Below are 1,054 nucleotides of genomic sequence, written 5' to 3' on the forward strand. Positions count from 1 at the left end.
AAATTTGATCGTACAGAGCGTTTTATATTATAGATATGGTTTTTTCATCGTAAAATCTTTAAATCGCTTTGTACGGTGCCTTTTTGTCTGTTTAAATACATATCTAATCCCAAAATGATCAGCACTTTTCACTATTTTGCTGTTTTAGGCTGCTTTGGAACTGCTACTGTTATGTTGCTCTTCACTAGGCTTGCCTATTCTCATGAATGAAATGCGCTTGCCTCCTAAGGCTAGGTTACGCGTATTTTCAACTGCTGTAAAAACTCTCTCAGCAACACCATAAAGCCTGCTTTCTAAATCACGACAATACTGCGCTAGATCAGCGCATGAGGGCACAAATGTTGTGGACATGCCTTTTGCTTCACCACGTATAAGATTTTTAACAGCTTGCAATAAAGACCAGAGTGAAATGCCGTTAAGAGCTGCGATATAAGCCTTTGCACGCGCTTCTACATTCGAAACTTTTTGCATTGTCAAACCACCTTCAAGCACATCAAGAGCCTCTGCTATGTCTTCAACAGACGCTTTCACGGTAAGTAAGTTTTGAACAGTCTGATAAGCTTCTAAAGCTTGTTTCTCTAGGGTTGCTGTCAATTGAATGCCATTTCTCAAGGTCCATGGGAACTCCAGAGTTACACATTGCTCTATCTGTTGCACGGTATCTTGTAGAGGCGTCACTAAGCTGTGTTGCACCGATAAGATTACGGATTGTCTCTCCGGTACTACCACGAGTTCTTTGATCTTTTGAAAAGTTTCCATTGTTTCCACCATTGTTGTTCGTGTTTTTTGTTTTTTCTAAAACCTCGATAGCCTTTCGCACCCAGTTTCTCCATGTTGCTTGCCAATCACGTTTGATAGCATTCTTTCCTGCACAGGCTTTCCAAAAATCTCGAAACTTTGCAATTTCGACTTTCACGCGCTCTGGAGGCAAGCCCTCTGCAATGGCAAAATCGTAATCGGGTTCAAAATCCGTAGGCAATCGACAACCGCGATTAGCTTGCGCTCGTTTTGCTTTTTTGGGAACGTTCTCTTGCTCGTGAATGGGAGGTTGGTT

At 41.8% G+C, this 1,054-nt stretch carries 1 protein-coding gene and 1 pseudogene; both read right to left on the minus strand.

The window, feature by feature from the left end:
• Positions 1 to 144: 144 nt before the first annotated feature.
• Positions 145 to 531, minus strand: coding sequence for a hypothetical protein (locus tag ACFINU_RS10015; RefSeq protein WP_375667691.1), 387 nt, complete (start codon positions 529 to 531; stop codon positions 145 to 147).
• A pseudogene (locus ACFINU_RS10020) lies at positions 515 to 1,054 on the minus strand (hypothetical protein); the annotation flags it as partial. The pseudogene ACFINU_RS10020 and the gene ACFINU_RS10015, both read right to left, overlap by 17 nt.

This window comes from Bartonella sp. AC130YNZD (genome assembly GCF_042196865.1).
Taxonomy (GTDB): domain Bacteria; phylum Pseudomonadota; class Alphaproteobacteria; order Rhizobiales; family Rhizobiaceae; genus Bartonella.